This is a genomic window from Mesorhizobium sp. M0909 (assembly GCF_040319515.1).
Lineage (GTDB): Bacteria > Pseudomonadota > Alphaproteobacteria > Rhizobiales > Rhizobiaceae > Mesorhizobium.
The window spans coordinates 161,867-174,888 of record NZ_JAMYOA010000009.1; the positions used below are offsets into that span (position 1 = coordinate 161,867).

The window sequence follows — 13,022 nt, forward strand, 5'->3', positions numbered from 1 at the left end:
ATCGCGGCCGGAAAAGACGAGTCATTTGTCGGGGTACGCCCCGCAACCGGAGACAGGATTTGCAACGACCCGAGATACCGGCGGGGCTGCCAGCCGACATCGAACAGAAGAAGACGAAGGCACGGCTGTGGTTCGAGACGTTGCGCGAGCGTATCTGCGCCAGCTTCGAGCAGATCGAGCAGGACCTGCGGGGGCCGCAGGCCAGCTGGTCGCCCGGTCGCTTCGAAAAGACGCCGTGGCAACGCGATGCCGGCAAGGGCGGCGGCGGCATCATGTCGATGATGCATGGCCGCGTCTTCGAGAAGGTCGGCGTCCACACCTCGACCGTTCATGGCGAGTTCTCCCCCGAATTCAGGAAGCAGATGCCGGGCGCCGAAGAGGACCCGTCCTTCTGGGCGAGCGGCATTTCGCTGATCGCCCATCCGTGGAACCCCAACGTGCCGGCCGTGCATATGAACACGCGCATGGTCGTCACCTCACGCCAGTGGTTCGGCGGCGGCGCCGACCTGACACCGGTGCTCGACCGCCGCCGCAGCCAGGACGACCCCGACACGGTCGCCTTCCACAGGGCTATGCAATTTGCCTGCGAGAAGAACGCGGCGATCGCCGACCACGTGAAATTCAAAGCCTGGTGCGACGAGTACTTCTATCTGCCGCACCGCAACGAGCCGCGCGGTACCGGCGGTATCTTCTTCGACTGGCTGCATTCGGATGAGGACAAAGGCGGCTGGGACGCCGATTTCAACTTCGTCCAGGACGTCGGGCGATCTTTTCTCGTCGTCTACGGGCATCTGGTGCGCGCCAACTTCAATGACAACTGGACCGATGGCGACCGTGACGAGCAGCTCATCCGCCGCGGCCGTTATGTCGAATTCAACTTGCTTCACGATCGCGGCACCGTCTTTGGGCTGAAGACCGGCGGCAATGTCGCCTCGATCCTGTCCAGCCTGCCGCCAGAAGCGAAATGGCCGTAAAATCTCGGTGAGCACGACGTGAGCCGCAATCGGGTCCAAATCCCCGGAATTTGACAGCGAATGTGGCGCAAGGCGCGCCAAAAAATATCTTTTTCGTCTAATATACCATTGTAAAGATTGGGCTATTTGTCGCGTCGGGCCGGGAAACGCCGGCGGTTCTTTACTCCCGAGAGCCGCGACCCGACGTGACCGGACGGCCCATGATTGAATGGGGCACCTTTCCCAAGCAGTGCCCGCATTTTCCAGGAGAGCATGCCATGCGCAAGCTTATTATGACCGCAGCCGCCGCTGCCGTTCTCGCCTCTGGTACTGCCGCATTCGCTGCGGTCAAGCACACCACCGGCACGATCAAAAGCTTTGATGGAACGGCGATGAGCCTGGTTCTGGATAACGGAGCCACCTTTACGTTGCCCCAGACCTTCAAGGATCCTGGCCTGAAGGTCGGCGAAAAGGTCCGCGTCACGTGGGATATGAGCGGCAAGGATAAAATTGCCGAGGCAGTCAAGATCGTGAAGTGATGTCCTGCCCGCTGGAGCAAGACGAGGTCTTACTCCTAGGTAGCGTAAGAGGGCGGAGCAGCGATGCTCCGCCTTTTCGCAATCCGATCACCGCGTGTCGGCTTGGACGCACGGCACTCTAAGGCAACCAAAACCATTCGATCGTGTTATGCTAACCTGGCCAGCGTGTAGCCCGGATACCGGACGCGGTTTCCGGATCGCGCAATCAAAGGTGTGGAGCTTCCGTGTCAGTGCGCGGTGCTCCAAGGAGGAGATGAGGAGAAGCCGATGAAGGAATTCCATTGCGGGTCGCTCGTACCCGGCTGCGAGTGGCACACACGCGCGGAGGAGGAGGCTGAGGTCATGCGCCGTGCCGTCGAGCATCTGCGCGAGACGCATGGCGAGACGGTGATTCGCGAGACGATGATCGAGGCGATCCGCTCGCGCATCGAAAAGGTCCGCGACGCAGCGTGACGGTCAGGATTCGAGTGCCTCTGCGGCGCGCTTGAGCAGCGCGCCGCGATCGAGCGCAAAACCGGACTCGACCCATTCCTTTTCAAGGTTCTTCAACGTTGCACCAAGCTTTGGCCCCGGTGACGCGCCAAGTGTCGTCAGATCGGCGCCCTTGAGCGGAAAAACAGGGTTTTGCCATTTTTCGGCGAAGGCAAGCAGGCGCGAGAAGCCACCGGCTTCGAGTAGTGCGTCATTGTCTTCGACCGCGCGGGCTCGAGCGGAAGCAAGCAACAGCCGCAACCGATCGACAAAGCCTTGGCGGTCGCCAAAATAAAGCCTTTTCGCCAACTCTCCTTCGGTCGTTTTCGGATCGACGGCAGCCGTGATCGCCCAATTCCGCAGGCGGCTTGCCTCGCTCACGGAAAGCCTCAATCTCTCGGCAAGCGTTTTCATGCGCGCGGCATCCGGCGGCACGACGGCTTCCAGCCTGAGCAGCGGGTCCGGCGCCCAGGCCAGGTCCTTCTCGGCCTTGATCAGCCCGTGAATGGCATCGATGCCCCATTTCTCGCTTTCCGGCAAAACGGCGGTCAGAACGCCGGCTTGGCGCATCCACAGCAGCGCCCGCGACGGATCCGGCGCCGACAGCAATTTCTTCAATTCCCACCAGACGCGCTCGACCGAGAGCTGGTCGAGCCCCTGCTTCAGCCGGGCGCAAGCCTTTAACCCTTCGGCATCCGGCCTGCCGTCGCCATACCAGGCGAAGAAACGGAAGAAACGCAGGATGCGCAGATAATCCTCGCGGATACGCGCTTCCGGATCGCCGATGAAGCGCAGCCGCCGCGCCTCGATATCGGCGATACCGCCGACCAGATCGACGACCGTTCCATCGGCTTCGGCATAGAGTGCATTGATGGTGAAATCGCGCCGCTCAGCGTCGGCTTTCCAGTCGCGGCCGAACGACACTTTGGCGCGCCGGCCGTCCGTTTCGATATCGGCACGCAGCGTGGTGACCTCATAGGCCTTGCCCTGGGCGACCGCGGTGACGGTGCCATGCTCGATGCCGGTCGGCACCGTCTTGAAGCCCGCCGCCTCGGCACGCCGGATGGTTTCCTCGGGCACCGTCGTGGTGGCGATGTCGATGTCGGCGACCGGCTGGCCGATGAGCGCGTTGCGCACCGCACCGCCGGCGACACGCGCCTCCTCGCCGCCGTGGGTGAGCGCGGCGAGCAGGCGCTGCAAGTGGCTTTCGCCGAGCCAGCCGGCCTTGCCGGCAATCGACACAGGATTGCTCACGAATAGAGCCTTTCATAGAGCGTTCGGATGATGCCCGCAGTGACGCCCCAGATGCGCTGGCCGCCATAGGGCATCTCGTAAAAGAACCATTCGAGGTCGTTCCACATGCGACTGTCTCTGGTGTGGTTGGCGGGGTCCATCAGAAAACCCAGCGGCACCTCGAAGACAGCATCGACTTCGTCGGAATTCAGCGTCAGGCTGAAACCGGGCCGCACAATCCCGAGCACCGGGGCGATGCGATAGCCGCTGCCGGAAACGTAGTCCGGCAGACGGCCGATGATCTCGATGTAATCCCTATCGAGACCGATCTCCTCGAATGTCTCGCGCAACGCCGCCGCTTCCGGGCTCGCATCGGTTGGATCGACGGTGCCACCGGGGAAAGCAACCTGCCCCGAATGGTTGCGCAGCTTTTCCGCCCGCCTGGTCAAAAGGACCGTGGCTTCATGGCCATGATCGACCACCGGGATCAGAACGGCGGCGTCGCGCAGCGCGTTGGCCAGCTTCAGTCTGGGATGGCCCGGATTGAAGCGGTGGTCGCCAAAATCGTCGCCGGCATGCGCCAGCGGCTGCGCCGCGACGCGCTGGCGAAACTCGGCAGCGGAAAACGCCAACGGCGTCACCTGATCCATCATAGGCGGTCCATCATGCGCTCAGCCGTTTCAGTTTCTCAGCCGGCATGATTGGATAGACCTCGCCTTTGGAACGGACGGCAAACATCGTCTTGCCACCGATGTCGATCTCTTCGCCGTGCTCGACCAGCTCGTACATCACCGGCCGTGCCACCAGCGCCTCCAGCCGCCCGCGCACCAGCACATAGGGCTTCAGGCCACCTGTCTCGTCCTCATCGACGAAGCGCAGCGGGTGTCCCGCCCCAGCCTCGACCACGTCGCCGACATTGGTGCGAAAGGTGATGATTTGTCCGTCGCCCGCGCCAGACACGTCCATCTCGACGGCAATGAAGGGCGCGTCGGCGACGCGGATGCCAACCTTTTCCACCGGCGTCACCAGGTAGGTCCTGCCGTCCTCGTCCTTACGCAGCACCGAGGAAAAAAGCTGCACCAGCGGCATCCGGCCGATCGGCGTTCCCAGATAGAACCAGGTGCCGTCCTGCTTGATTTCCATGTCGAGATCGCCGCAAAACGCCGGATTCCAGCGTTCCACCGGCGCCGGCCCCTTGCCGGCGCGCGTCGCGCGCGAGACCAGCGCTTGCAGCCCGCGCGCCTCGGTCGCGGCCGTCAGGCTCTCTTCACGATTGTCTGCGGCTTCCGTCATGGTCACGAAATAGTCACTGTTGTTCCGCTTGTCAGCCTAAGTCTGTGATTTAAATTCAAAGACAGGCGCCCTGCGAGGCCGAATCGCGGCATTCTGCGGCACCCACTGTGCCAAGCGGTATTTCCAACCAGAAGGATCGATGCTGCATGAGCGTGATGATCAAGGAAAGCCCGATCAGCGAAAAGGACATGGTGGCGCAGGCCGAGAAAGCGCTGGCCGACATTTCGAGGGTTCGCAACGGCGTCGGCCGGGTCATCTTCGGCCAGGAAAGCGTCGTCGAGCGCACGCTCGTCGCATTGCTGGCCGGCGGCCATGCACTGCTGGTCGGCGTGCCCGGCCTAGCCAAGACCAAGCTGGTCGAAACGCTGGGCATCGTGCTCGGCCTCGATTCGCGCCGTATCCAGTTCACGCCCGACCTGATGCCGTCCGACATTCTCGGCTCAGAGGTGATGGAGCAGGATGAATTCGGCAAGCGTTCGTTCCGCTTCATTTCCGGGCCGATCTTCGCGCAACTGCTGATGGCCGACGAGATCAACCGCGCCTCGCCGCGTACCCAGTCGGCGCTGCTGCAGTCGATGCAGGAATACCACGTCACCATTGCCGGCGTGCGCCACGACTTGCCGTCACCGTTCCATGTTCTGGCGACGCAGAACCCGCTGGAGCAGGAAGGCACCTATCCGCTGCCCGAGGCACAGCTCGACCGCTTCCTGATGCAGGTCGACATCCTCTACCCCGAGATCGAGGCGGAGCGCCGCATCCTGCTGGAAACCACCGGTATCGAGGATGCCAAGGCTGAAAACGTGCTGCAGCCGGCGCGGCTGAAGGACATCCAGACGCTCATCCGCCGCATGCCGGTGCCGGAAAGCGTCGTCGAGGCGATCCTCAAGCTGGTGCGCTCTGCGCGTCCCGGCCAGGGCAACGCCGATACCGACAAGCACGTCGCCTGGGGCCCAGGCCCGCGCGCCAGTCAGGCGCTGACGCTGTGCACCCGCGCCCGCGCCCTCTATGACGGCCGGCTGGCGCCGTCGGTCGACGACGTCCGCGCACTGGCCGAGCCGGTGCTGCAGCACCGCATGGCGCTGACCTTCGCCGCCCGCGCCGAGGGCACCACGGTTCGCGACGTCGTGGCGAAGCTCGCGAAAGGGATTTGATGGCGCGCATCGGTGAAGCGCAGGCACCGGCAGCGACGCGCGATGCGCTCGCCAGAGGCCGGTTGCGGGCTTCGTTGGTGCCGGACCTGCTGGTCGAGGCGCGCCGCATCGTCAACACGGTAATTGCCGGCTGGCACGGCCGCCGCAAGCGCGGCATCGGCGAGAATTTCTGGCAGTTCCGGCCCTATGTCGAAGGCGATTCCTCGCGCATTGACTGGCGCCGTTCCGCCCGCGACGACCACACCTATGTCCGCGACCGTGAATGGGAGGCCGCCCACACGGTGTGGCTGTGGGCCGACCCCTCGCCTTCCATGCTCTACAAATCGACCGGAGCCGGCGTTTCCAAGGAATCGCGCGCCCTTGTGCTGACGCTGGCCATGGCCGAGCTTTTGTCGCGCAGCGGCGAGCGCATTGCCTGGCCCGGCCTGACCGACCCGTTCACCGCCCGCAATGGCGCCGAGCGCATCGCGGCGCAACTGATGCACGCCGGCGACCTGCCGGCAAAGCCCGACCTGTCCGGCATTCGCCGCTTCTGCGACATCGTCCTCGTCAGCGATTTCCTCGACCCGGTCGAGGACACCATGGCCTGGCTGGACGTGCTCGCCCGCCACGGCGTGCGCGCACATCTGATCGAGGTCGCCGATCCGGCCGAGGAAAGCTTCCCCTATGCCGGGCGCACCGAATTCACCGATCCTGAGACCGGCGACAAGCTGACCGCCGGCCGCGCCGAAATGCTGGGCGAGGAATATCGCCTGCTTTATGCCGCCCGCCGCCAGGAACTGGCCGCCTGGTGCAAACGGCTTGGCTGGAGCTTTACCGTCAACCATACCGATCGCCTTGCCTCCGAGGCGCTGGTGCGCATCCATATGGCGATGACCGCCGAGGGCAGCTTTGCCGGGAGGGCCCGCGCATGAGTTGGCTGCCGCTCTCCTTCGGGGCGCCGATGGTGCTGTGGGGCCTGCTGGCGCTGCCGGTGATCTGGTGGCTTCTGCGGCTGACCCCGCCCAGGCCGCAAACCGAGGTGTTTCCGCCGCTCAGGATTCTCGCCCGCGTGTTGAGGCGCGAAGAAACGCCGCAGCAGAGCCCTTGGTGGCTGACGCTGCTCAGGCTGCTGATGGCCGCGCTTGTCGTGGCGGCACTTGCCGAACCTGTCTTCAACCCGCGCGAAAAGCTGCCCGCCGAGGGCGCCGCCCTGGCGCTGGTGATCGACAATGACTGGGCAAGTGCCGCCGACTGGGGCAAGCGGGTCGCTACCGCCGAGCGGCTGATCGCCGATGCCAATTCGAATGGCGTGCCGGTGCTCATCGCTTTCACCGCCGAGAAGCCGAATGCCGAGATCGGTCCCTTCGATGCCGCTGCCGCGCTCGACCGGCTGCGCGCGGCAAAGCCGCGGCCGATCCCGACCGACCGCCCCGCCGTCTACGCCCGCGTCGCGTCAGCCCTGGAGTCGCTGCCGGGCGCCAGCGTCGCAGTGCTCGCCGATGGCTTGGCGGCGCAAGGCGACGAAACCGCCTTCAACACGTTGTTGTCAAAGAACGCGGCACGTATTGTCTGGGCCGTCTCCGACCGGCTGTCGCTGACTGGCCTGACCGGCGCCGACAACCAGGTCGACGGCTTCGCCTTGACCGCCATCCGCGCACCGGGCGACCCGGCACCTGCACAGGTGACGGCCGGCGCGTTCGACGACAAGGGCCGCCGCATTGCCGACGCGATGCTTACCTTTGCCCCGGGCGGAACCACCGCGACCGGCACGATGGCGGTGCCGTTCGAACTGCGCAACGACTTCGCCTATATCGCGCTCGATGGCGAGCGCCAGGCCGGTGCCGTCCGCGTGCTCGATGAGAGCTCAAAACGCCGCCGCGTCGGGTTGCTGTCGCAGTCCGAGGCCGATCAGGCGCAACCGCTGCTGTCGCCGCTCTACTACATCCGCCGCGCCCTGCAGCCCTTCGCCGATCTCGTCGAGCCGTCGAGCGTCGATCTCGCCGACGCCATTCCGCAACTGCTCGACCAGAAACCGGCGATGATCGTCATGGCGGATGTCGGCACCATTCCGGAACAGGCGCGGCAGAGGCTGGTCGACTGGGTCGACAAGGGCGGCACACTGGTGCGTTTTGCCGGTTCGCGGCTGGCCGCTGCCGGCAATGACGACGATCTGCTGCCGGTCCGGCTGCGCACCGGCGAGCGATCGCTTGGCGGCGCGCTGTCATGGACGGCGCCGCAGCCGGTCACCGAATTCCCGAAAACCGGTCCCTTCGCCGACCTCGCGCCGCCAACCGAGGTCACCGTTACCAGGCAGGTGCTGGCCGAGCCGACGCCCGACATTGTCGAGCGCACCTGGGCCACGCTTGCCGACGGTACGCCGCTGGTGACCGGGATGAAGAAGGACAAGGGCACCCTCGTACTGTTCCACGTCACCCCCGAGGCGACGTGGTCCAACCTCCCGATCTCCGGCAGCTTCGTCGAGATGCTGCGGCGCATCGTGCAATTGTCGCGCAACCAGGGCTCGGCAGTCGCCAATGCCGAGGCAGCCGCCACGTCGCTGGCACCCTATCGCATGATCGCCGCCGACGGCACGCTGGTGCCGCCGACGCCGGATGCCAGGCCCCTAGTGCCCGGCGCCGGCCCGCTGCCGGTGACGCTGGAAAACCCGCCCGGCCTCTACGGCTCGGAAACGGGAGTGTTCGCTCACAATCTGCTCGGTGGCGACAGCGCATTCACGCCGCTGGCCCGGCCTGAAATCACGGTGCCGGTCACCACCATCCAGTATGCCTTCGACGAGCAGCGCAACCTCAAAGGTCCGCTTGTCACGGCCGCCCTGGTGCTGATGGTGCTCGACACGCTTGCCGTATTCTGGATGGGCGGCCTGTTGTCGCGCCGGCCGCGCCGTGCCGGCGCTGCGGCGACGGCAGCCGTCCTGCTGATGGCGCTCGGCGCCTTGATTGGCCAAGCGGACGTCGCGCGTGCCGACGACGCCAAACCGGGAGATACGGAGGCGATCGGGGACATTTCAAAGACCCGGATCGCCTACGTGCTGACCGGCGAGCCGGGTGTCGATTCGATCAGCCGCGCCGGGCTCGAAGGGCTGACCCGCTTTCTTATCGAAAAAACCGCGCTCGAACCCGGAGCACCCGCCGGCGTCGACATCTCGAAGGACGAACTGTCCTTCTACCCGCTGATCTACTGGCCGATCGATCCCTCGGCCCCGATGCCGAGCGAGGCCGCCATCGCGCGCATCGACGCCTATATGCAGCAGGGCGGAACGGTCTTGTTCGACACCCGCGACCAGTTCGCCAATGGCATTGGTGCGGATTCGACCAGCCCGGCTACGGAGCGGCTGCGCGACATCCTCGGCAACCTCAACGTGCCACCGCTGGAACCGGTGCCGTCGGACCACGTGCTGACCAAATCCTTCTACATTCTTCCGGAGTTTCCTGGCCGTTTTGCCGGCAGCCCGCTTTGGGTCGAGGCATCGCTCGAAGCCAGCAACACCGAGAACCGCCCGGTGCGCACCGGCGACGGCGTTTCGCCAATCATGATCACCGCCAATGATTTCGCCGGCGCCTGGGCGGTCGACGAGAATGGCGACCCGCTATTGCCGACGGTGCCTTCGGATCCGATGCAGCGCATCTATGCGCTGCGCGCCGGCGTCAACATCATGATGTACATGCTGACCGGCAACTACAAATCCGATCAGGTGCACGTCCCGGTGCTGCTCGAACGGCTGGGACAGTAGACCATGAACTGGTCGCTCTCCTTCGAACCGCTCATCACCTGGCCGCTGCTCGCAGTGGTCCTGGTGCCGCTGCTGCTGCTGGCGCTGGCCGGCCTTTGGTTTCGCCAGCGCGGTGCGATTTTCCGCCTGGCAGCCCTGATTGCCCTGGCTGCGGCGCTGCTCAATCCGGTGTTCCTCGACGAAGAGCGCGAGCCGCTGAAAAGCATCGTCGCCGTCGTCGTCGACCGCAGCCAGAGCCAGGATATCGGCGACCGCACCAAGCAGACCGACGCGGCGTTAGCCGGGCTTCAGCAACGTCTCGGCCGCTTCAAGCAGTTCGACGTCCGTGTCGTCGAAGCCGGCAAGTCCGAAGCCGCCGACGAGCGCACCGAGACGCGGTTGTTTTCCTCGCTCGAAAATGCTTTCCGCGACGTGCCGCCATCGCGCATCGGCGGCGCCATCATGATCACCGATGGCGAGGTGCATGACGCACCGTCCGGCACACCCGACTTCAATGCCCCGCTGCATGCGCTGATTACCGGCAACGAGCATGAAAAGGACCGTCGCATTCGCTTCGAGAATGCGCCGCGCTTCGGCCTCGTCGGCAAGCCGCTCGACATGACCTATCGAGTCATCGCCACCAACAACGACACCGGCCCGGTCGATGTCCGCGTATCGGTCAATGGCGAGCAGGTATCGGTCGAGCACGCCAACATCGGCCAGGCGATGCCGCTGCAGGTGACTATTCCCAGCGCCGGGCGCAACATTGTCGAACTCGCCATCAACCACGAGCCGGGCGAACTCACCGACACCAACAACCGCGCCATCGCGCTGATCGACGGTATTCGCGAAAATCTGCGGGTACTGCTCGTTTCCGGTGAACCGCATGCGGGCGAGCGCACCTGGCGCAATTTGCTGAAATCCGACGCTTCGGTGGACCTCGTGCACTTCACCATCCTGCGCCCGCCGGAAAAGCAGGACGGCACGCCGATCAACGAATTGTCGCTGATCGCCTTCCCGACGCGCGAGCTGTTCGTCGAGAAGATCAAGGATTTCGACCTGATCATCTTCGACCGCTATCAGCACCGCGACGTACTGCCGATCCTCTATTACGACTATATCTCCGAATATGTCGAAAAGGGCGGCGCGCTGCTGATCGCGGCAGGCCCCGAATATGCCGGCGAAAGCTCGATCGCCCGCACGCCGCTGATGTCGGCGCTGCCGGCAATGCCGACCGGCGAGGTCATCGACAAGGCCTTCTATCCGCGCCTCACCGATACCGGCCAGCGTCATCCGGTAACGCGTGGGCTCGACGGCTCCGCGACCGAGCCGCCGCACTGGAGCCGCTGGTTCCGCACCATCGGGGTCGAGAACCCCGAGGGCGAGGTGGTGATGAAGGGCGCCGACAACCGGCCGCTGCTGCTGCTCGATCGCAAGGGCGAAGGCCGCGTCGGCATGCTTCTGTCCGACCAGGGCTGGCTGTGGGCGCGCGGCTTCGAGGGCGGTGGGCCCCACGTCCAGCTCTACCGGCGCATCGCCCACTGGCTGATGAAGGAGCCCGAACTCGAGGAAGAGCGGCTGACCGCCGACGGCCGCGGCATGGTGCTGGAAATCCGCCGCCAGACGATGAGCGACGACCCCGGCCCGGCGCAAGTCATCACGCCATCCGGCAAGGCACTGATCGTCAGGCTCGAGAAATCCGAACCAGGTGTCTTCCTCGGCAGCGTCGAGACCAGCGAAATCGGTCTCTACCAGGTCGGCAATGGCGACCTGACGGCATTGGCCCATGTCGGGCCGGTCAACGCCCCGGAATTCACCGATGTCGTCTCCACCGAGAACCGGCTGAAACCACCGGCTGAGGCAACCGGCGGCAGCGTTCGCCGGCTGGCTCCGGCCTCGCCACTTGGCAATCTCACCAGCACGGTCACGCTGCCATCAATCGTCCCGGTCCGTTCGTCGGGCGCGGCCTCCGGCAATGACTGGATCGGCCTGCGCACTACCGACGACAGCGTGCTCAAGGCCGTCTCGCGCGTGCCGCTGTTCGGTGGCTTCCTCGGACTCGGCCTGCTTCTTCTGGCGATGGGCTCTATGTGGTACCGCGAAGGGCGGTAGCGGCACCGTCCTTCCTTCTCCCCTTGTGGGAGAAGGTGGATTGGCGCGAAGCGCCAAGACGGATGAGGGGTGCCGGAAGAAATGAGGCGTCGGCGTTCCCTGGAACACCCCTCATCCGACCGAGCTTCGCTCGCCCACCTTCTCCCGCAAGGGGAGAAGGGAAAAGGAGCCCTACTCCTCCGGCTCCGTCGTGAACATCAGCGGGTAGCCCTTGGCCTTGCCGGCATCGGTCGCCCGCGCTGCCTTGGTCTCGGCGACATCCCTGGTGAAGACGGCGACGACGCAGACGCCGCGCCGGTGCGCAGTGATCATTATCCTATGCGCCTGGTCTTCGCTGAGCTTGAACTCGGCCTTCAGCACAGTCACGACGAACTCGCGCGGCGTGAAATCGTCATTGACCAGGATAACCTTGTAGAGCTTCGGCCGTTCGACTTTCGGCTTCGTGCTGGTACGGGGTTTTGTCGCGATTTCAGGCATTGGACCGGCAATTGAGTACGACGGCTTTGCGGTCATTTTGACATGGGCAAAAGCGGTCGTCCATTCAACCGCGCGCGAGCGGCTTCCCGGCGGACGCAGCTCAAAAATCCGTGCCTATGTGGGAACTGCCGTCTGGCGTTCAACGGGGGTGTGGGCCGGGACTGCCCCCTATTGTCTGCACGCTATAAAAAAGACGACCGCTCCAGGCAAATCGCAACTGGAGCGGTCTTCTCATAGGGTAGAAAGATGTCGCTTGATCAGGCCTTCGGAGCTGCCTTGACCGCGTGCTTCTTGTGCTTCTTGACGGTCTTCTTGGCAGCGACCTTCTTCACGGCCTTGGCCGGCGCAGCGGTCGTCGTTGTCGTCGCAGCCGGGGTGGTGGTCGCGGCATTGGCGCTGCTGGCGCCGAGAACCGGCATCGAGACGGCCAGCGCGATGGCGAGACCGAGGGCGGAGAGGAGAGACTTTTTCATGGCTTCACTTCCTTTTTGTGCAGATCGGATTGAGTGTCACTGAACGGGATCGATCGGTGTCACTCCAAGCAGCTTCAAGGCGTTCGCGAGCATCCGGATTCCCTGTGCCTGTTTCTTGTTGGCGCAGAACCGGTTTCCCTTTCTTTGAAGTGCTTTCGCCGCGGTGACCTGCGTTGCCGCGGCATGGGTTTCGAGGGCTTCGTCAAACTGGCGGTTCAGATCGATGCAACGCTCGCTGCGGGTGGTCGCCACCTTTGCATCGGCCGCCTTTGCATTGGCCACCTTTGCATCGGCCAGTTTTGCATCGGCTTGTTCAACCGCAGCCGTGACGAGCGAAATGGAAAGCAACGCACCCATCAGACTGATCGAGAACCTTTGCATTGGTCTATCCGTAATCCCGTAACGCGTGTCGCAGCCGATGACCTGACCGCCACGGCACCACTTATGACCTTGATTTTTTTCGGCAGTTTTTCCGGATTGTAGAATTTTGTTTCTGGATTGTTTCTGGGCAGCCCGGATCGGGCCGCCGATCTTCACTGGCCAACTTATGGCCTGAATTCTATCGTCTGGCTGACGGCCGAAGCACCGCTTGGGCGATCCACAAATGA

General features: G+C 64.3%; 13 protein-coding genes. 7 read left to right on the forward strand and 6 right to left on the reverse strand.

The window, feature by feature from the left end; all coding sequences use genetic code 11:
- The first annotated feature begins 59 nt into the window (after positions 1-59).
- The 3 genes from hemF (at position 60) to NKH83_RS16520 (ending at position 1,945) form a co-directional block, all read left to right on the forward strand.
- A complete protein-coding gene (hemF, locus tag NKH83_RS16510) occupies positions 60-974 on the forward strand; it encodes an oxygen-dependent coproporphyrinogen oxidase (protein WP_352805809.1) in 915 nt (304 codons plus the stop codon).
- Positions 975-1,231: 257 nt separating this feature from the next.
- Positions 1,232-1,492 (forward strand): DUF1344 domain-containing protein, encoded by a 261-nt coding sequence (locus NKH83_RS16515; protein ID WP_023679489.1) that lies wholly within the window; start codon positions 1,232-1,234, stop codon positions 1,490-1,492.
- Between the two features lie 267 nt (positions 1,493-1,759).
- Positions 1,760-1,945, forward strand: coding sequence for a DUF1059 domain-containing protein (locus NKH83_RS16520; protein ID WP_023679490.1), 186 nt, complete (start codon positions 1,760-1,762; stop codon positions 1,943-1,945).
- Positions 1,946-1,948: 3 nt separating this feature from the next.
- Here the strand turns inward: NKH83_RS16520 and NKH83_RS16525 are convergent, their stop codons facing one another.
- From NKH83_RS16525 to NKH83_RS16535, 3 genes are read right to left on the reverse strand one after another with little or no spacing between them, the layout of a single operon-like run.
- Complete coding sequence (locus NKH83_RS16525; protein ID WP_352477993.1) at positions 1,949-3,217, reverse strand: CCA tRNA nucleotidyltransferase; 1,269 nt, start codon at positions 3,215-3,217, stop codon at positions 1,949-1,951.
- Positions 3,214-3,846 carry a CoA pyrophosphatase gene (locus NKH83_RS16530; protein ID WP_352478099.1) on the reverse strand — a complete coding sequence of 211 codons (633 nt, stop codon included), beginning with the start codon at positions 3,844-3,846 and terminating at the stop codon, positions 3,214-3,216. Before NKH83_RS16530 ends, NKH83_RS16525 begins: the two co-directional genes overlap by 4 nt.
- A gap of 13 nt (positions 3,847-3,859) precedes the next feature.
- On the reverse strand, positions 3,860-4,489 hold the full coding sequence (locus NKH83_RS16535) for a DUF1285 domain-containing protein (protein WP_352477995.1): 630 nt from the start codon (positions 4,487-4,489) through the stop codon (positions 3,860-3,862).
- A 146-nt stretch (positions 4,490-4,635) separates the two neighbouring features.
- On the opposite strand from NKH83_RS16535, the gene NKH83_RS16540 reads away from it, so the two are divergent.
- The 4 genes from NKH83_RS16540 to NKH83_RS16555 are packed head-to-tail and all read left to right on the forward strand — an operon-like array spanning position 4,636 to position 11,464.
- The gene (locus NKH83_RS16540) at positions 4,636-5,640 is read left to right on the forward strand and encodes an AAA family ATPase (RefSeq protein WP_254819166.1); all 1,005 of its coding nucleotides are present in this window, start codon (positions 4,636-4,638) and stop codon (positions 5,638-5,640) included.
- Positions 5,640-6,554, forward strand: a complete 915-nt coding sequence (locus NKH83_RS16545; protein WP_352477997.1) for a DUF58 domain-containing protein — start codon at positions 5,640-5,642, stop codon at positions 6,552-6,554. The genes NKH83_RS16540 and NKH83_RS16545 overlap by 1 nt, the downstream gene beginning before the upstream one ends.
- On the forward strand, positions 6,551-9,373 hold the full coding sequence (locus tag NKH83_RS16550) for a DUF4159 domain-containing protein (protein WP_352805814.1): 2,823 nt from the start codon (positions 6,551-6,553) through the stop codon (positions 9,371-9,373). Before NKH83_RS16545 ends, NKH83_RS16550 begins: the two co-directional genes overlap by 4 nt.
- A gap of 3 nt (positions 9,374-9,376) precedes the next feature.
- On the forward strand, positions 9,377-11,464 hold the full coding sequence (locus NKH83_RS16555) for a hypothetical protein (protein ID WP_352805817.1): 2,088 nt from the start codon (positions 9,377-9,379) through the stop codon (positions 11,462-11,464).
- Between the two features lie 171 nt (positions 11,465-11,635).
- On the opposite strand, the gene clpS is transcribed toward NKH83_RS16555, so the two are convergent.
- From clpS to NKH83_RS16570, 3 genes are all read right to left on the reverse strand, one after another.
- A complete protein-coding gene (gene clpS, locus NKH83_RS16560) occupies positions 11,636-11,941 on the reverse strand; it encodes an ATP-dependent Clp protease adapter ClpS (RefSeq protein ID WP_352805820.1) in 306 nt (101 codons plus the stop codon).
- Positions 11,942-12,198: 257 nt separating this feature from the next.
- The gene (locus NKH83_RS16565) at positions 12,199-12,414 is read right to left on the reverse strand and encodes a hypothetical protein (RefSeq protein ID WP_352450529.1); all 216 of its coding nucleotides are present in this window, start codon (positions 12,412-12,414) and stop codon (positions 12,199-12,201) included.
- A 36-nt stretch (positions 12,415-12,450) separates the two neighbouring features.
- Complete coding sequence (locus NKH83_RS16570) at positions 12,451-12,795, reverse strand: hypothetical protein (protein ID WP_292665026.1); 345 nt, start codon at positions 12,793-12,795, stop codon at positions 12,451-12,453.
- Positions 12,796-13,022: the final 227 nt, after the last annotated feature.

Coding starts and splice junctions, on each gene's coding strand:
- NKH83_RS16530 (WP_352478099.1), bottom strand. CDS start 3,846: ATGGATCAGGTGACGCCGTTGGCGTTTTCCGCTGCCGAGTTTCGCCAG.
- clpS (WP_352805820.1), bottom strand. CDS start 11,941: ATGCCTGAAATCGCGACAAAACCCCGTACCAGCACGAAGCCGAAAGTC.
- NKH83_RS16535 (WP_352477995.1), bottom strand. CDS start 4,489: ATGACGGAAGCCGCAGACAATCGTGAAGAGAGCCTGACGGCCGCGACC.
- NKH83_RS16520 (WP_023679490.1), top strand. CDS start 1,760: ATGAAGGAATTCCATTGCGGGTCGCTCGTACCCGGCTGCGAGTGGCAC.
- NKH83_RS16570 (WP_292665026.1), bottom strand. CDS start 12,795: ATGCAAAGGTTCTCGATCAGTCTGATGGGTGCGTTGCTTTCCATTTCG.
- NKH83_RS16565 (WP_352450529.1), bottom strand. CDS start 12,414: ATGAAAAAGTCTCTCCTCTCCGCCCTCGGTCTCGCCATCGCGCTGGCC.
- NKH83_RS16550 (WP_352805814.1), top strand. CDS start 6,551: ATGAGTTGGCTGCCGCTCTCCTTCGGGGCGCCGATGGTGCTGTGGGGC.
- NKH83_RS16545 (WP_352477997.1), top strand. CDS start 5,640: ATGGCGCGCATCGGTGAAGCGCAGGCACCGGCAGCGACGCGCGATGCG.
- NKH83_RS16515 (WP_023679489.1), top strand. CDS start 1,232: ATGCGCAAGCTTATTATGACCGCAGCCGCCGCTGCCGTTCTCGCCTCT.
- NKH83_RS16540 (WP_254819166.1), top strand. CDS start 4,636: ATGAGCGTGATGATCAAGGAAAGCCCGATCAGCGAAAAGGACATGGTG.
- NKH83_RS16555 (WP_352805817.1), top strand. CDS start 9,377: ATGAACTGGTCGCTCTCCTTCGAACCGCTCATCACCTGGCCGCTGCTC.